A 17171-nucleotide genomic window follows, 5' to 3' on the forward strand; every position below is an offset into this window, starting at 1 on the left:
CCCGAAGCCCGAACCTGCCTCAGCCGCGATCCTCGGCCTTCGCCGCGGCACTGGCCCGCAACTCGCTCAGCTTCTTCTTCAGCCGCCCGCGGCGGCGGTTCTGATAGGCCGACAGCAGCGGCACACTGACATAGTACGAGATCAGCGCCGCGACCAGGCCAAGCAGGATGCCGCCCACCATATAGGGCAGGAAGACCTCGTGATAGAAGGTCGACAGCCGCGCCCAATGCGGCACCGCATCGGTGAAAAGCGCAACGAAGTTGTTCTTGAGATCCGAGGCCGCCCCGGTGAATTTCGCCACCAGCGTCTCGTCGACATTCTCGTCGAAGCGCGTCCCCAGCAGGAAATGGCCCAGCTTCAGCGACGCCACCCCGATCGGCACATAGGTCAGCGGATTGCCGACCAGCGTCGACAGCAGCGAGGCCAGGATATTGCCGCGCATCGCCTTGGCCAGAAGCGCCGCGATCAGGAAATGCAGGCCGTAGAACGGGGTAAAGACCGCGAAGACGCCGGCGAAGATGCCGCGCCCGATCTTGCGGGGCGTGTCGGGCAGGCGACGCAGGCGGTGCGAGATATAATACGCCGCCCGCCCCCATCCGCCGCGCGGATAGACGCTGTCGAGCAGAAGCTTGCCGACGCTTCGCTTGTCGCGGCGCTTGAACACCAAGCCTTGGGTCCTTTCCAGCGGGTGGCCCCTTACATCGTGCGCGCGGGGTCTCGGTATCTTTCCAACTCGGCCACGTCGCTTTCGGCCTCAAGGGCAGTCATCACGGTGTGAAGATGCTCGACGTCCCGCAAATCCACTTGAACCAGCAAGCGGTAAAAATCTGGCTTCTTGTCGACGAATTCCATGTCGGAAATATTGGCCTTCTGTTCGCCGATCAACGTGCAGATCCGGCCCAGCACACCGGCATCGTTCCGGATCGTCAGCAGGAAGCCGACATTGTGCACCGCCGGATGCTTGCCCGAATGCCAGTGCAGGTCGATCCAGCGGTCGGGCTGTTCCTCGAATTTCTCCAGCACCGGGCAGTCGATCGCATGCACGACCACGCCCCGGCCGCGATAGGTGATGCCGACGATGCGCTCGCCCGGCACCGGCTGGCAGCAGGGCGCCCGGGTAAAGGATTCGTCGGGCGAGAGGCCGATCACCGCGCGGGTCGCGTCGATCTCGTCGCCGGTGGTGTTGGCCAGTTCGGGATAAAGCGCCTCGACCACGTCCTGGGCCCGCATCTCGGCGGAGCCGAGCCGGGCCAGAAGCTCGTTCGCATTGGCCAGGCCGAAGGTTTTGGCCGCGGTCCGCAGCGCCTTGTCGGTGGATTTCTTGCCCAGATGCTCGAAGGCCACCCGCGCCAGCTCGCGGCCGAGCTTGATATAGCGTTCGCGGTCTTCCTCGCGCAGCGACTTGCGGATCGCGGCCTTGGCACGGCCGGTGACGACGATGTCGATCCAGGTCGCCTGCGGGCGCTGACCCTCGGCGGTGATGATCTCGACCGACTGGCCGTTCTTCAGCCGCGTCCAGAGCGGCACCCTGATGCCGTCGACCTTGGCGCCGACGCAGCTGTCGCCGATCCGGGTGTGGATCGCATAGGCATAATCCAGCGGCGTCGCGCCCCGGGGCAGCTTGATCACATCGCCCTTGGGCGTGAAGCAGAACACCTGGTCGGAGTACATCTCGAGCTTCACATGCTCGAGAAACTCGTCATGGTCCTCGGTCTCGAACCGCTCGGTCAGCGAGGCCAGCCATTTCGCCGGATCGACCGCGAACGGGTTCTCGGCCCGGACGCCGTCGCGATAGGACCAGTGCGCGGCGACGCCCGATTCGGCCACCTCATGCATCTGCCGGGTGCGGATCTGCACCTCGACCCGCTTGCCGTCGCGCCCCGACACCGTGGTCTGGATCGAGCGGTAGCCATTCGACTTGGGCTGGCTGATATAGTCCTTGAACCGGCCCGGCACCGCCCGCCAGCGCTGGTGGATCGCCCCCAGAACCCGGTAGCAGTCACCCTCGCTCTGGGTTTCGCTCTGGGTGATGACGCGAAAGCCGTAAATATCGGACAGCCGGGAAAAGCCCTGGCCCTTCTCCTCCATCTTGCGCCAGATCGAATAGGGCTTCTTGGCGCGGCCGAACACGTCGGCCTCGATCCCCTCGCGATCCAGCTCCTTGCGGATGTCCTGGGTGATCTTCTGGATCACGTCGCCCGATTCGCGCTGCAGCGTGATGAAGCGGCGGATGATCGAGTTGCGCGCCTCGGGATTCAGCACCCGGAAGGCCAGGTCTTCCAGCTCCTCGCGCATCCACTGCATGCCCATCCGGCCGGCAAGCGGCGCGTAGATATCCATGGTCTCGTGGCTCTTGCGGACCTGCTTCTCGATCGGCAGCGACTTGATCGTCCGCATGTTGTGCAGCCGGTCCGCGAGCTTGACCAGAATCACCCGCAGATCCTTCGACATCGCCATGAACAGCTTGCGGAAGTTCTCGGCCTGCTTGGTCTCGTTCGAGGCCAGTTGCAGATTGGTCAGCTTGGTCACGCCATCGACCAGCTCGGCCACCTCGCGGCCGAACAGCCGCTCGATCTCGGAGAAGGTGGACTTGGTGTCCTCGACGGTGTCATGCAGCAGCGCCGTGACGATGGCCGCGTCGTCCAGCCGCTGCTCGGTCAGGATCGCGGCGACCGCGACCGGATGCATGAAATATTCCTCGCCCGACCGGCGCCGCTGCCCGGCATGCATCTCGCGCCCATAGGCATAGGCGCGGCGGATCAGGTCTTCGTCCGTACGGGGATTATAGTTGCGGACCAGCGAGATCAGGTCTTCGACGTCGATCATCTGGCCGCCATCTTGAAGGGGGGCGCCGCGAGCAGACAGGCCCGTCCGCGCGCCCCGACCGTACTACCTTTGACCCTGGGCTTCCATCAGAGCGCGCAGGAGCTTCTCTTCCGACATGTCGTCATCCGCCGGACGGTCGGGTTCGCTGGCCGCACCGCCCATCAGCAGCGCCATCGAATCCTCTTCGGGCTCATCGACCTCGATCTGGGTCTGATGCGCCTCGATCATCCGCTCGCGCAGATCGTCGGCCAGCTGGGTCTCGTCGGCGATCTCGCGCAGGGCGACGACCGGGTTCTTGTCGTTGTCGCGGTCCACGGTGAGGCTGGCACCCGACGTCACCTCGCGGGCGCGATGGGCGGCAAGCATCACCAGCTCGAACCGGTTCGGTACCTTGTCGACACAATCTTCGACCGTCACGCGGGCCATGGGTCTCTCCGCTCCATTGGAAAGTTGAACCCCCTATCTATGGACTTGGATAGCTCTTGACAAGAGCGGATACACCTGCCCACGGCCCGGCAAACGGCGAAATGCGCGCGATTTCGGCCGCGGGAAGGGCGGCCAGCATCTCCTGCGCGGTCCGGCCCGAGACCGGATGGCGCCAGTCCGGCGCGATCTCGGCCAGCGGCACCAGCACGAAACCGCGATCCTGGATCCGCGGATGCGGCAGGATCGTGCGGTCTGGGATCTCGCGGGCCTGCGCCTCCGGCGCCAGCCCCATCCAGCGCGCCTGGATGGCGGCATCGGGCAACACGGCGCCATCCAGGTCGAGCAGGTCGAGATCGAGCGTGCGCGGCGCCCAGCGGACGCGGCGTTCCCGGCCGAAACGCGCCTCGATCTCGTGCAGCCGGGCCAGCAAGGCATTGGCGGGAAGATCGGTCGCGATCTCGACAACTGCGTTCACGAATTCGGGTCCGGACCCTTCCGGCATGCTGGGCGTGTGATAGAATTTGCTGATTTTCGTGACCCGGACCGATTCGCTGTCAAGCGCGACAAGACCTGCCGCAAGGGTCGCTTCGGGCGCCCCCGCTCCGGATCCGACATTGCCACCGAGCGCAAGCAGGCCTTTTGGCCTGTGTGGCGTTGATTTTTCAGGTTGCGGCATATGGCGCGATCCTTACATGTTCACTCGACGGCCCGCAGGACTACGTTTTTCAAAAACGCCCCCCCCTTCAAACCACTCTCGGCGTTCGTCCGGCGGCCGCTGACCAGAAGGACCAACGATGTTTTACAGAGACGAGCGCTTGGCGCTATTCATCGACGGATCGAACCTCTATGCGGCCGCGAAGGCGCTGGGATTCGACATCGACTACAAACTCCTCCGACAGGAATTCATGCGCAGAGGCAAGCTCTTGCGGGCGTTCTACTACACTGCGCTCCTGGAAAACGACGACTACTCTCCGATTCGGCCGCTTGTCGACTGGCTGAACTACAACGGCTTCACCATGGTGACGAAGCCCGCGAAGGAATACACTGACAGCCAGGGCCGCCGGAAGGTCAAGGGCAACATGGATATCGAACTGACCGTCGATGCCATGGAGCTTGCGCCGCGGGTCGATCATGTCGTGCTGTTCTCGGGCGATGGCGATTTCAAGCCGCTGATCGAGAGCCTCCAGCGCCAAGGCGTCCGGGTGTCGGTGGTTTCGACCATCCGCAGCCAGCCGCCGATGATCGCCGACGAGCTTCGCCGTCAGGCCGACAATTTCATCGAGCTGGACGAGCTGAAAGAGGTGATCGGTCGCCCCCCGCGCGAACCTCGCGCCGAACCGCGCTCGGAAGCCGCCCAGAACGACTGAGCCCGACAGGCCCTGAAACCGGCGCGGCTTCGCCCCCCCCCCTGCGAGCCCGCAAACCGGTCCCGATATGCTTGAAACCCGGGCATCGCAGTTCATTTCAGAAAAGCGATGCCCGCCTCGAGCCTCCTGCTTCAGCTTTTCGCGCTCTTTGCCGCCGCATTCGGCGCGGCCACCGTCCTGCCGTTCCAGTCCGAGGTGGTGTTTGTCGGGCTGCAGCTGGCCGGGCAGATCGGCATCGGCTGGCTGATCCTGGTCGCCAGCATCGGCAACGTGCTGGGCGCGGTCGTGAACTACCTGCTCGGCCGCGGCATCGAGCGGTTCCGCCACCGCCGCTGGTTCCCCGCCAGCGAGGCCCAGCTTTACCGGGCCCAGCGCTGGTACCGGCGCTGGGGAGTCTGGACGCTGCTGCTGAGCTGGGCACCCTTCGGCGATGCCTTCACCGTGGTCGCGGGCATGATGCGCACGCCGGTCTGGCTGTTCGTGCTGCTGGTCACGCTGGCCAAGACCGGGCGATATGCCGCGCTTGCCTGGGCCACAGCGGCGGCTACGGGCTGAGCCGCGGACTTTACCTGCGCCCCTGCCGGGTTTACCTCTGACAGTCGAACAGGAGACAAAGCCCATGACCAAGCCGCCGCTGACTCTCTTTCTCGCCGCCCCCCGGGGCTTCTGTGCCGGCGTCGACCGCGCGATCAAGATCGTCGAGGCCGCCCTCGAGAAATGGGGCGCCCCGGTCTATGTCCGCCACGAGATCGTCCACAACAAGTTCGTGGTCGACCGGCTGCGCGACATGGGCGCCGTCTTCGTCGAGGAGCTGGAGGACTGTCCGCCCGACCGGCCTGTGATCTTCTCGGCCCATGGCGTGCCGAAAGCGGTGCCCGCCGAGGCCAAGCGCCGGGACATGGTCTATGTCGACGCCACCTGCCCGCTTGTCTCCAAGGTCCATCTCGAGGCCCAGCGCCATCACGAGAATGGCAGGCAGATGGTGATGATCGGCCATCGCGGCCATCCCGAGACCATCGGCACCATGGGCCAGCTGCCCGAGGGCGAGGTGCTGCTGATCGAGACCGCCGACGAGGTCGCGGGGCTTGAGGTGCGCGATCCCGACCGGCTGGCCTATATCACCCAGACCACGCTGTCGATCGACGACACCGAGGGCGTCGTCGCGGCGCTGCGGGCGCGCTTCCCCGCCATTGAGGGGCCGCATAAGGAAGACATCTGCTACGCCACCACCAACCGCCAGGGCGCGGTCAAGACGGTGGCGCCGAAGGTGCAGGCGCTGCTGGTGGTCGGTGCGCCGAACTCGTCGAATTCGCGCCGTCTGGTCGAGGTCGCCGCCAATGCGGGCTGCGACTATGCCCAGCTGGTGCAGCGCGCCGCCGATATCGACTGGCGCGCGCTCGAGGGCGTCTCGGCCATCGGGCTGACCGCCGGGGCCTCGGCGCCCGACGTGCTGATCGAGGAGGTGGTCCAGGCTTTCCGCGACCGCTTCGATCTGACCGTCGAGGAAGTCGTCACCGCCGACGAGAGCATCGAGTTCCGCCTGCCCCGCATCGTGCGCGAGCTGGCCTGATGATCTCGGCGCAGTTCCTGCTGACCGCGCTGGTCGTGGTTCTGGCCCCGGGCACCGGCGTCGTCTACACGCTGATGATGTCGCTGGGACAGGGCCGCCGGGCCGCTCTGCCCGCAGCCCTGGGCTGCACCCTCGGCATCCTGCCGCATCTGGCCGCCGCCATGCTGGGGCTGGCGGCGCTTTTGCATTCCTCGGCGCTTCTGTTCCAGATCGTCAAATTCGCGGGCGTCACCTATCTGATGTATCTCGCCTGGCAGGCGGTCCGGCAGGGCGGCGCATTGCAGATCGGTGAACGGGACGGGCATGACGGAGCCTTCCGGATCGGCCTGCGCGGCGCCCTGATCAACATCCTCAATCCCAAGCTCTCGCTCTTCTTCCTGGCGCTCCTGCCCCCCTTCCTGTCGGGCAACCCGGCCACGGCCACCGCCGAGATGCTGGCGCTGGGCGGGGTGTTCATGGCCCTGACCCTCGCGGTCTTCCTCGGCTACGGGATGTTCGCCGCCGCCGCCCGCGACCGGCTGCTGGCCAGCGCCCGCGCCATGACCTGGCTCAACCGGGGCTTTGCCGCCGTCTTCGCGGGGCTCGGCCTGAAACTGGCCTTCGAGAAAGCATGACCGACATTCCCCGCACGCCGCTTCTTCTGGGCCTCGCCGGGCTGGTGCCGCTTCTGTGGGGCGCGCTCAGCGCGACCATGCCGGGCCTGTTCGATATCGGGATCGAAACCGTCGGCCCCCGCTTCATGGGGATCTACCTGCTGAACTTCTACGGCACGGTGCTGCTGGCCTTCATGTCGGGGATCCTCTGGGGCTTTGCCGGCCAGGCCGACGGGCCGGTCGCAGGCCCGGCCTACGGGCTGTCGGTGCTGCCCGCGATCTGGGCCTTCCTGATGGTGGGCGGCGGCCCCGAAAGCAGCATCGTCGCGCTGATCGCGGGCTATCTGGGTCTTTTGCTGCTTGATTTCTTCTTCTGGAAGCTCGGGCTTGCGCCGGGCTGGTGGCTGCGGCTGCGGTTGCCGCTGACCGCCATCGCGACCGGCTGCTTCGCGCTGCCGCTGCTGCTGTGAGCGACGCCGACACGCTGGCCGTCTACGCGGCCCGGGCCGAGGCCTATTCGGCGATCCATCACGGCCGGGTCGCGCAGGACCGACTGGCCGCCTTCATCGCCCGCCTGCCCGCGGGCGGCACGGCGCTCGATCTCGGCTGCGGACCGGGCTGGGCGGCGGCCGGGATGGCGGCCGCGGGGCTCTGCGTGACCGCGCTCGATGCCTGCCCGGAAATGGCCGCTGCCGCCCGGGCCCGCTACGGGATAAAGGTCGAGGTCGCAGGCTTTGCCGATCTTCAGGCCGAGGCCGCCTTTGACGGGATCTGGGCCCATTTCAGCCTGCTGCACGCCCCGCGCGCCGCCCTGCCCGCCCATCTGGCCGCCATCGCCCGGGCGCTCCGCCCCGGCGGGGTCTTCGCGGTCGCGATGAAACAGGGCGACGGCGAGGCGCGGGACCGGCTCGGGCGGTTCTACACCTATGTCACCCCCAAGGGCTTCCGGGCGGAGCTGGAGCGCGCAGGCCTGACGGTCGAGGCCGAAGAGACCGAGCCCGGCACAGGCTTTGACGGCAGCCCCTTCGCCAGCCTCTATCTTCTGGCCCGCCGCGCCGGCTGAGGACACCGGGCCGTGACCCGGCCCCGATTGACCCCGCGCGCGGCGCGCCCTAAACCCGCCCGACCTTGGCCCCTCCGTGGCCAGACGGAGGCCAGACCGGGAAGGACAGCATCATGGCCGAGCTTTTCGCCTATACCGACGGCGCCTGCAGCGGAAACCCGGGACCGGGCGGCTGGGGCGCGCTTTTGCAGGCCCGCGAGGGCGACAGCGTGGTCAAGCAGCGCGAGCTTTCGGGCGGCGAGGCGGCGACCACCAACAACCGGATGGAACTGCTGGCCGCGATCAACGCGCTGGAGAGCCTGAGCCGTCCCTCGGAAATCACCGTCGTCACCGACAGCGCCTATGTGAAAAACGGCGTCACCGGCTGGATTCACGGCTGGAAGAAGAACGGCTGGAGGACGGCGGCGAAAAAGCCCGTGAAGAATGTCGAGCTCTGGCAGCGGCTTGACGCGGCGCAGGCCCGCCACAAGGTGACCTGGACCTGGGTCAAGGGCCATGCCGGCCATCCCGAGAACGAACGCGCCGACGAACTGGCCCGGGCGGGCATGGCGCCCTACAAGCGCTAGCCGGCTGCCAGGAAAGCCCGGCAAGGCACCGGCGGGGGCTGAGGCCCCCACCTGGAAACGATCTCGCGGCGCTGACAGATTTCGCCCGCGTCAGGGGCCGATCAGCTAGGCGAAATCTACCGCCCGACGACGTTTATCGGCAGCCTGCCAGGCGCCAGATGGCCGGATCAAAGCGCGCCCGGCGCGAAAACGGCCTCTCCCATCACCGCCAGGCGGCCGTCCTCTCCGCGGATCCAGTAGCGGTCGCCCGCGCGGCAGAGCTGCACCGTCTCGAAATCGAAGACCGGCGCATAGGCGCGCATGCTGAAATGCCGGATCGTGCCATGGGCATTGGCCCGCAGCATCAGGAACTGCGCCAGAAGCTGCCCCTGAACCACCAGCCCCGGATAGCCCTCGACCCGCTGGCAATACTCGCGGTCGTAATGGATGCGGTGGCCGTTCAGCGTCAGCGCCGAATACCGGAACAGCAGCGTCGGCGTGAAGGTCAGCTCGACCGCGTCTTCCCAGGTTTCGGGCGCGACCGGGGCGGGTGGACGCGGCCGGCCGCGGTCGGGATCGGGCAGATAGACCAGATCCTCGTATTCGGTGACCCGCAGCATGCCGCCCTCGACGATGTCATGGCGCAGCGTGACGAAGGCCAGCGGCCCCGACCGGCCCTTCTTGAGCTGGACCTTCTCGATGGTCGAGGTCTTCTGCGCGGGCAGGCCCTGGCGCAGCGGCCCGTAGAAGGTCAGCCGCCCCCCCGCCCACATCCGCCGCGGCAGGCCCAGATCGGGGATGAACCCGTCGCCCCCGATATGCGGGAGGCCATCCCGGCCAAGCTCGTCGGGGCGGTGCACATCCCAGAAATAGACCTGATGGAAATAGGGCGGCAGCGGGTCGTAATGGCCCGGCGGCTTGCCGTCGAGACCGAGGGCGACGAACAGCGCCACGATCCGGGTGGGGTCGAGGACATCCGTGGCGACCTGTGACTTCCCGACGGCCGCTTTCGGGGCGTCCTCACCGGCGCCACTGGTGTCGGCAGGCTCTGACATGCTTCGCGGTCTCTCTTGCGGCCTCTGGACTGACAGCGGCGGTCACGACGACCGCCCGCCTGCGCAGGGACTATGCACGAGACCGATTAACGAGATATTTCCGCCTTCAGCGCCTGCATCAGCGCCTCGAGGGCCTCGAGGTTGATCGCGTTGGTCAGCCGCCCCGCCGCGTCGAACTGGTCCGGGGCCAGCCCCACCAGAACCTCGGGACCGGCCAGCACCCGCGGGCGGAACGGCACCAGACACAGCCTCAGCGCGAATTGCGTCCGCTCGCCCCCGGCGCGGCCGCCCGTCGCCGAGACGATGGCCACCGGCTTGTCGACCCAGGGCGCGCCCCCGGTCCGGCTGACCCAGTCGAGCGCGTTCTTCAAGACGCCGGTGATGCTCTTGTTGTATTCGGGGCCCGCGATCACCACCGCATCGGCCGCGGCGATCTGCTCGGCGAGGCGCTGCACCGCGGGCGGAATGCCCGCTGCGTCCTCCAGGTCCTGATCGAACAGCGGCAGCCTGAGATCGGCCTCGACGAATTCGGCCGGATCGAAGATCCGCGCCGCCTCGCGCAGCAGCATCCTGTTATACGATCCCTTGCGCAGGGACCCCGCGATTCCCAACAGCTTGTGATCGGACATCTTCTTTCTCCGTTCCGGTTCCGCCCGGCAGATGCGCGGCCCAGTCCTGCACGAGGCGCGCCTTGCTCCTGCCGCAGGCTTGGCGCAGGCTGCTCCCGATGGCGAGCGGAGGAAAGGGAAAATCATGCGGCGTCACGGCGGAAAGATCCTGGCCGACCAACTGGCGATCCAGGGAGTCGAGCGGGTGTTCTCGGTGCCCGGCGAAAGTTTTCTGGCCGCGCTCGACGGGCTTTACGATGTCGGCATCCCCAATGTGGTCTGCCGTCACGAGGGCGGCGCGGCGATGATGGCCGAGGCCCATGCCAAGCTGACCGGCCGCCCCGGGGTCCTGTTCGTCACCCGCGGCCCGGGATCCTGCAACGCGGCCAGCGGGCTGCATGTGGCGCGACAGGATTCGACGCCGATGGTGGTCTTCGTCGGCCAGATCGCCCGGCGCGACCGCGACCGCGAGGCGTTCCAGGAGCTCGACTATCGCAGCTTCTTCGGCCCGCTGGTGAAATGGGTGGCCGAGGTCGACGAGACCCGGCGGCTGCCCGAATATGTCTCGCGCGCGTTTCAGGCGGCGCAGTCGGGGCGGCCCGGCCCGGTGGTGCTGGCCCTGCCCGAGGACATGCTGAGCGGCATTGCCGAGGTGCCGGACATTCCGGCCCGGATCTGGCCCGAACCCGACCCGACCCCGGCCCAGGTCGCCGCCGTGCTGGCCGCGCTTAACGAGGCCGAGCGGCCGCTGGTCGTCGTCGGCGGGCCGCATTGGTCGGCGCAGGCGGCGGCCGATCTGGCGGGCTTCGCCGAAAGCCACGACCTGCCGGTCGCGGTCAGCTTCCGCCGTCAGGACCGGCTCGACAACCGCCACCCGAACTATGTCGGCGATCTCGGTGTCGGCATGAACCCCGCGCTGGGCAAACGGCTCGGCGACGCCGATCTGGTGATCGCGCTGGGCACCCGGCTCGGCGACACCGCGACGGCGGGCTATTCGCTGATGGACCCCGCGGTGCAGGACAAGCGCGTGGTGCATATCCATCCCGACCCCGACGAGCTTGGCCGGATCTGGCGCCCCGATCCCGGCATCGCGCTGAGCGCGCCTGACGTGGTCGCGGCGCTGGCCCGCTCGGGCCCGCCCGCAACGCCGCCGCGCTGGTCGGCCTGGACCCGCGCCGCCCGCGCCGATTACGAGGCCTGGACCACGCCCAAGCCGACCCCGGGGGCGGTCAGGATGGAAGAGGTCGTGGCCTGGCTGTCGGAAACGCTGCCCGAGACCGCGGTGCTGACCAATGGCGCGGGCAATTACGCCGCCTTCCTGCACCGCTATTTCCGCTATCGCGGCCCCGGCACCCAGCTGGCGCCGACCTCGGGCTCGATGGGCTACGGCTTTCCCGCGGCGATCGCGGCCAAGCTGGCCCGCCCCGAGCTGCCGGTGATCTGCCTTGCAGGCGACGGCTGTTTCCAGATGACCCTGAACGAGATGTCGACGGCGGTGCAGCACGGCGCGAACGTGGTGGTGATCGTCGCCAATAACGGCCGCTACGGCACCATCCGCATGCATCAGGAGCGGAAATATCCCGGCCGGGTCAGCGGCACCGATCTGGTCAATCCCGATTACGCGGCACTGGCGCGGGCCTATGGCGGCGAGGGCGAGACCGTGACCGAGCAGGCCGGCTTCGCCCCGGCCCTGGAGCGGGCGCTGGCCTCCGACCGCCCCTTCGTGATCGAGCTCCGGCTCGACCCCGAGGCGCTGGCCACGGGGCTTACCCTGTCCGGGGCGCGGGCGATGGGCGAGGCGGCGCAATCGGAGGACTGAACCGCAGGAAGGCTGAACGTCCGGCGCCGGAGCTCAGGCCGCCAGCGCCATTTCCAGCGCGGCCGCGCAATGGATCTCGGTCGTATCGAAAACCGGCAGCGGCGCATTCGCGGCATTCAGCAAGAGGCCGACCTCGGTGCATCCGAGGATGACGCAATCGGCACCGCGCTTGGCCAGACGCCCGGCGATCTCGACATAGCTCTGGCGGCTTTCTTCGCGCAGCACGCCGATACAGAGCTCGTCATAGATGATGCGATGCGTCTCGGCCCGGTCCCCGGGGCCGGGCAGCATCGGCTCGAGCCCGGCGGCGCGCAGCCGGTCGGTATAGAAGCTCTGCTCCATCGTGTAGGCCGTCGCCATCAGCCCCGGCCGCTTCAGCCCCGCCGCACCGATCTGATGCCCGGTGGCGTCGGCGATATGCAGGAACGGGATCGACACCCCCTCCAGCATCGGCCCGACCAGCTTGTGCATCGTGTTGGTGGCCAGCATCAGGAAATCGGCGCCGCCCGCCTCAAGCCGCCTTGCCTCGCGGTTCAGCATCTGCCCCGCCGCGTCCCAGTCGCCTGCCGCCTGCATCTCTTCGACCAGGGCGAAATCGAGCGAACGGATCAGCAGATCCGCCGAGTGCAACCCGCCAAGCCGTGCCCGCGCGCCCCGGTTCAGCACATCGTAATACAGCGCCGTCGAAGCGGCCGACATGCCGCCAAGTATGCCAATGGTCTTCATCTGCCCGCCCCTCGGCCTTTTTCCGCATGCTCGCGCCGGCTAAGGCCCCGCGCAAGACAACAGCGGGTCAGACGCCGCGCGCCCGCGGCGTCTCGGGCAGACTGTGGCCCCAACCGCACGTTTACCTTTCGTAAAGGACGTTCGGATGGAATGGGACAATGCTTCGTATCCTCGCTCTTGCCCTGAGTCTCGCCCTGTCGGCCTGCGACTCGCCCGGAATGGACTATGCCGGCATTCCGCCGGTCATGGTCGAGGTCGAGGGCTCGACCTTCGCGGTCCGGCGCAAGGGCCCTGAGGCCCAGGCCATCCGGCTCAATCGCGAATACCGGAAGGGCGCGATGCAGCGGGCTTTCCGCGCGATCGAGACCGGGACCGGCTGCGTGATCCGGCCCGATACGCTCAGCGGCGATCCGGCGATGGCCTATGCCAAGCTCACCTGCACCGGATCCTGAAGCGGCAAGCGACGTTCCATGAAGAGAATCGGCGCGATGCCGGCGGAACCGCCGAAGTCGCCGCAATCCTTATGGCCGAAATCCCGGGAAAGCCACATTGCGGCGGCCAGCTCGGGGCCGGTTTCAAGCCGCCCTCTCTGCCCGGGGCGGGACCATCGGCGCGCGGCCGACGCCCTGACCGCGTCCTCTCCTCCACTTAAAGCCGCTTGATGTCGCCATAGCCGCGCCGCCCCAGCAGCGCCACGCCTCCGACAGCCCGACCGCCGAGACGCGCCCCCAGGAACCGGCCCCCGGGCTGGCCAGATCCTCGGCCGTCATGGAAAGCGCTCTTCGGGCGGACAGACCTCCGGCGGCATAGCCTCGCCGCCCGCGATCGGCGCGCAGCCATCGACCGGGGTCGGTTCTTCGATCGCGATGCTCAGCCCCATGCGCGCGCCCTGTCGCTGTGCGAAGGCCACCGCCATGCATCGAGGCGCTTGGCGATCACGCAATATCTTGTGGACAACCCTTTGCCCGCCTCGATATCAGGGGCGCCCGGCTTGACAGGCCCGGCCCTTGGCCGAAGGATCGCAAAACCACGCGGAATCAGGAGACCCGTTTGCATTTCACCCGGCTCAGGCTGAACGGCTTCAAGAGCTTCGTCGACCCCACCGATCTGGTGATCGCCGATGGCCTGACCGGCGTCGTCGGGCCGAATGGCTGTGGCAAGTCGAACCTGCTCGAGGCGCTGCGCTGGGTGATGGGCGAGAGCCGTCCGACCGCGATGCGCGGCGGCGGCATGGAGGACGTGATCTTCGCCGGCACCTCGTCCCGTTCGGCGCGGAACTTCGCCGAGGTCAGCCTGCAGATCGAGAATGCCGACCGGCTGGCGCCCGCGGGCTTCAACGACAGCGACCTGATCGACGTGATCCGCCGCATCACCCGCGATGCGGGCTCGGCCTACAAGCTGAACGGCAAGGACGTGCGCGCGCGCGACGTGCAGATGCTGTTCGCCGATGCCTCGACCGGGTCGACCTCGCCCGCGCTGGTGCGCCAGGGCCAGATTTCCGAGCTGATCAACGCCAAGCCGCGCGCCCGGCGCCGCATCCTCGAGGACGCGGCCGGGATCGCCGGGCTGTACCAGCGCCGCCACGAGGCCGAGCTGCGCCTGAACGCGGCCGAACAGAACCTCGCCCGGGTCGACGACGTGCTGGAACAGCTGGCCCAGCAACTGACACAGCTGGCGCGGCAGGCGAAACAGGCCGCGCGCTACCGCGCCATTGCCGGGGATCTGCGCCGCGCCGAGGGCATGCTGCTGTTCCGTCGCTGGCAGGAGGCCGATACCGGCCGGGCCGAGGCCGAGGCCGCGCTGACCGAACATGCCCGCGAGGCCGGCCGCGCCGAAACCGCCGCGCGCGAGGCCGACCGGCTGCGGACCGAGACCGAGACCGCCCTGCCCGCGCTTCGCGAGGAAGAGGCCATCGCCGCCGCCGTGCTGCAGCGCCTGGGCGCGCAGCGCGATGCGCTGGTGCAGGAGGAAGAGCGCGCGCGCCAGACCATCCGCACCCTGACCGGCCGCATCGAGCAGATGAGCCGCGACATCGAGCGCGAGGCGGCGCTGAACCGCGATGCGGGCGAAACGCTGGAGCGGCTCGAGGCCGAGGCCGCCGAATTGACGGCCGAGCATGAAGGCCATGACGCCGCGCTCGACGAGGCCGCCGAGGCCGCCCATGCCGCCGCCGAGGTGCTGCGCGACCGCGAAGAGGCGCAAAGCCAGATGACCGAGGACCTGGCCCGGCTGGTCGCCCGCCACCAGTCGGCCCAGCGCCTGCGCGAGGATGCCGCCCGCACGCTTCAGCGCAACGAGGACGAGGCCGCCAAGGCGCGCGCCACCGTCGCGGCGGCCGAGGCGAACCTCTCAACCGCCCGGTCCGGGATGGACGAGGCCGCGGCCCGGCAGGACGCCGCCCAGGACATGGCCGAGGAGGCCGAGGCCCGGCTGATCGCGGCCGACGAGGCCCGGGCCGAGATCCAGTCCCGCGAGGCCGAGGCGCGGGCGCAGAAATCCTCGGCCGAGGGCGAGGCCGGGGCGCTGCGCGCCGAGGTCTCGGCGCTGGCCCGGCTGGTCGAGCGCGACACTGCCGAGGGCGGCCAGATCCTCGATCTGCTGGGCGTCGACAAGGGCTATGAAAAGGCGCTTGGCGCGGCCCTGGCCGACGATCTGCGCGCGCCGCTGGTGCAGGACGGCACGGCCTCGGGCTGGCTTGCCCTGCCGCCCTACCCGGCCGAGCAGCCGCTGCCCGAGGGCACCGCGCCGCTTTCGGATCATGTCGCGGTGCCCGAGGCGCTGATCCGGCGGATCGGCCAGATCGGGCTGGTGCCCGATGCCGGGACCGGGGCACGGCTGCAGCCCGCGCTTGGCCCCGGCCAGCGGCTGGTCAGCCCGGACGGCGATCTCTGGCGCTGGGACGGTTTTCGCGCCTCTGCCGCCGATGCGCCCAGCGCCGCCGCGCTCCGGCTGCAACAGCTCAACCGGCTGGCCGATCTGCGGCGCGATCTCGACGAGGCCGAGATCCGGGCCGAAACCGCATCGGAGGCGCATGAGGCGCTGTCGCGCGAGCTGCAGGCCGCGACCGAGGCAGACCGCGCCGCGCGCGAGGCCCGGCGCGAGGCCGACCGCGCCCTGGCCGAGCTGGGCCGCGCCCTGTCGCGCTCGGAAGCCGAACGCGAGATGGCCGAAAGCCGGCTTGAAACCGCGCGGATGTCGGTCTCGCGCCACGAGGACGAGGCGACCGGCGCCCGGCTCAGGCTTAGCGAGGCCGAGAGCCAGCTGGCCTCGCTGGGCGATCTCGACGCGGCAAGGGCACAGCTTGAAGACGTGCGCACCACCGTCGAGGCAGCGCGGATGACGATGATCGCCCGCCGTGCCGCCCATGACGAGCTGAAACGCGACGGCGAGGCGCGCAGCAAGCGGCTGACCCAGATCGCCCGCGACGCCCAGACCTGGCGCCAGCGGCTAGACACCGCCGGAACCCGGGTGGCCGAGCTCGAGGATCGCAAGGCCGCCTCGGAGGAAGAACTGGACCGCGCCGCCGCCCTGCCCGAGGAGATCGCCGAGCAGCGCGAAGCGCTGGCCGGGCAGATCGAGACCGCCGGGACCCGACGCGCGGCCGCCGCCGAGACGCTGGCCGCCGCCGAGAGCCGGGCCCGCGAGGCCGATCATGCCGCCCGCGAGGCCGAGCGCCGGGCCGGCGAGGCCCGCGAGGCCCGCGCCGTCGCCCAGGCCCGGGCCGAGGCCGCGCGCGAAACCGTGGCCCAGGCCGCGGCCCGCATCGCCGAAGACCTGGAAACGACGCCTGCCGACCTCCTGGAAAAGCTGGGCGACGATCCCGACCGGATGCCCTCGGCCGAGGCTATCGAGCATGAGGTGACCCGGCTCAAGCGTCAGCGCGAGTCGCTGGGCGCGGTCAACCTTCGCGCCGAGGAGGATGCGCGCGCGGTGCAGGAGGAACATGACACGCTGGTGGCCGAGAAGAGCGATCTCGACGAGGCGATCCGCACCCTGCGCGCCGGCATTGCCGGTCTCAACCGCGAGGGCCGCGAACGGCTGCTGACCGCCTTCGAGCAGGTGAACGCGAATTTCGCGCTTCTGTTCACCAATCTCTTCCGCGGCGGCGAGGCCCGGCTGGTGCTGGTCGAATCCGACGATCCGCTGGAGGCGGGGCTCGAGATCATGTGCCAGCCGCCGGGCAAGAAGCTGTCGACGCTGTCGCTGCTGTCGGGGGGCGAACAGACCCTGACCGCGCTGGCGCTGATCTTCGGGGTGTTCCTGGCCAATCCGGCACCGATCTGCGTGCTCGACGAGGTCGACGCGCCGCTCGACGACGCCAATGTCACCCGGATGTGCGACATGCTGGACGAGATGACCCGGCGCACCGATACCCGCTTTCTCATCATCACCCACCATGCGCTTACCATGAGCCGGATGGACCGGCTGTTCGGCGTCACCATGGCCGAGCAGGGGGTGAGCCAGCTGGTATCGGTCGACCTGAAGAAGGCCGAGGCGCTGGTCGCCTGATCCGCCGCGCGTCTCGGCAGGAGATCGCCGGTCGCCCGCCCCCGGCTTGACACTTCCCGCCAGC

At 68.7% G+C, this 17171-nt stretch carries 17 protein-coding genes; 10 read left to right on the forward strand and 7 right to left on the reverse strand.

Annotated elements, in window-relative coordinates:
• Positions 1–19: 19 nt before the first annotated feature.
• From A6W98_RS02435 to folK, 4 genes are all read right to left on the reverse strand, one after another.
• Positions 20–664: a DUF2062 domain-containing protein gene (locus A6W98_RS02435; RefSeq protein ID WP_305954939.1), complete on the reverse strand. Its 645-nt coding sequence runs from the start codon at positions 662–664 to the stop codon at positions 20–22.
• 32 nt (positions 665–696) lie between these two features.
• A complete protein-coding gene (locus A6W98_RS02440; protein WP_042457431.1) occupies positions 697–2826 on the reverse strand; it encodes a RelA/SpoT family protein in 2130 nt (709 codons plus the stop codon).
• 63 nt (positions 2827–2889) lie between these two features.
• A complete protein-coding gene (rpoZ, locus tag A6W98_RS02445) occupies positions 2890–3252 on the reverse strand; it encodes a DNA-directed RNA polymerase subunit omega (RefSeq protein WP_042457434.1) in 363 nt (120 codons plus the stop codon).
• A gap of 37 nt (positions 3253–3289) precedes the next feature.
• Positions 3290–3928: a 2-amino-4-hydroxy-6-hydroxymethyldihydropteridine diphosphokinase gene (gene folK, locus A6W98_RS02450; protein ID WP_042457437.1), complete on the reverse strand. Its 639-nt coding sequence runs from the start codon at positions 3926–3928 to the stop codon at positions 3290–3292.
• 118 nt (positions 3929–4046) lie between these two features.
• Between folK and A6W98_RS02455 the strand changes: the two genes are divergently transcribed.
• From A6W98_RS02455 to rnhA, 7 genes are all read left to right on the forward strand, one after another.
• Complete coding sequence (locus A6W98_RS02455) at positions 4047–4619, forward strand: LabA-like NYN domain-containing protein (RefSeq protein ID WP_042457440.1); 573 nt, start codon at positions 4047–4049, stop codon at positions 4617–4619.
• Positions 4620–4727: 108 nt separating this feature from the next.
• The gene (locus A6W98_RS02460) at positions 4728–5174 is read left to right on the forward strand and encodes a YqaA family protein (protein WP_042457442.1); all 447 of its coding nucleotides are present in this window, start codon (positions 4728–4730) and stop codon (positions 5172–5174) included.
• 64 nt (positions 5175–5238) lie between these two features.
• Complete coding sequence (gene ispH, locus A6W98_RS02465; protein ID WP_042457444.1) at positions 5239–6189, forward strand: 4-hydroxy-3-methylbut-2-enyl diphosphate reductase; 951 nt, start codon at positions 5239–5241, stop codon at positions 6187–6189.
• Positions 6189–6803 (forward strand): LysE family translocator, encoded by a 615-nt coding sequence (locus A6W98_RS02470; RefSeq protein WP_042457447.1) that lies wholly within the window; start codon positions 6189–6191, stop codon positions 6801–6803. Before ispH ends, A6W98_RS02470 begins: the two co-directional genes overlap by 1 nt.
• Positions 6800–7252: a DUF3429 domain-containing protein gene (locus A6W98_RS02475; protein ID WP_042457450.1), complete on the forward strand. Its 453-nt coding sequence runs from the start codon at positions 6800–6802 to the stop codon at positions 7250–7252. Before A6W98_RS02470 ends, A6W98_RS02475 begins: the two co-directional genes overlap by 4 nt.
• Positions 7249–7845: a class I SAM-dependent DNA methyltransferase gene (locus tag A6W98_RS02480; RefSeq protein ID WP_042457453.1), complete on the forward strand. Its 597-nt coding sequence runs from the start codon at positions 7249–7251 to the stop codon at positions 7843–7845. Before A6W98_RS02475 ends, A6W98_RS02480 begins: the two co-directional genes overlap by 4 nt.
• A 113-nt stretch (positions 7846–7958) precedes the next feature.
• Positions 7959–8411 (forward strand): ribonuclease HI, encoded by a 453-nt coding sequence (rnhA, locus tag A6W98_RS02485; RefSeq protein WP_042457456.1) that lies wholly within the window; start codon positions 7959–7961, stop codon positions 8409–8411.
• A 167-nt stretch (positions 8412–8578) separates the two neighbouring features.
• Here rnhA and A6W98_RS02490 read toward each other — a convergent pair whose 3' ends face one another.
• Together A6W98_RS02490 and A6W98_RS02495 are read right to left on the reverse strand one after the other, a co-directional pair.
• Positions 8579–9445 (reverse strand): HTD2 family dehydratase, encoded by an 867-nt coding sequence (locus tag A6W98_RS02490; protein WP_231098351.1) that lies wholly within the window; start codon positions 9443–9445, stop codon positions 8579–8581.
• 86 nt (positions 9446–9531) lie between these two features.
• On the reverse strand, positions 9532–10074 hold the full coding sequence (locus A6W98_RS02495) for an NADPH-dependent FMN reductase (protein WP_042457459.1): 543 nt from the start codon (positions 10072–10074) through the stop codon (positions 9532–9534).
• Positions 10075–10198: 124 nt separating this feature from the next.
• On the opposite strand from A6W98_RS02495, the gene A6W98_RS02500 reads away from it, so the two are divergent.
• On the forward strand, positions 10199–11872 hold the full coding sequence (locus A6W98_RS02500) for a thiamine pyrophosphate-binding protein (protein ID WP_042457462.1): 1674 nt from the start codon (positions 10199–10201) through the stop codon (positions 11870–11872).
• 33 nt (positions 11873–11905) lie between these two features.
• Here the strand turns inward: A6W98_RS02500 and A6W98_RS02505 are convergent, their stop codons facing one another.
• A complete protein-coding gene (locus tag A6W98_RS02505; RefSeq protein WP_042457465.1) occupies positions 11906–12598 on the reverse strand; it encodes an aspartate/glutamate racemase family protein in 693 nt (230 codons plus the stop codon).
• Between the two features lie 158 nt (positions 12599–12756).
• On the opposite strand from A6W98_RS02505, the gene A6W98_RS02510 reads away from it, so the two are divergent.
• Together A6W98_RS02510 and smc are read left to right on the forward strand one after the other, a co-directional pair.
• Positions 12757–13050, forward strand: a complete 294-nt coding sequence (locus tag A6W98_RS02510; RefSeq protein WP_052677891.1) for a hypothetical protein — start codon at positions 12757–12759, stop codon at positions 13048–13050.
• Between the two features lie 598 nt (positions 13051–13648).
• Positions 13649–17107, forward strand: coding sequence for a chromosome segregation protein SMC (gene smc, locus A6W98_RS02515; protein WP_042457468.1), 3459 nt, complete (start codon positions 13649–13651; stop codon positions 17105–17107).
• Positions 17108–17171 lie beyond the last annotated feature (64 nt).

The sequence above is a fragment of the Rhodovulum sulfidophilum DSM 1374 genome (assembly GCF_001633165.1).
GTDB classification, from domain to species: Bacteria; Pseudomonadota; Alphaproteobacteria; order Rhodobacterales; family Rhodobacteraceae; genus Rhodovulum; species Rhodovulum sulfidophilum.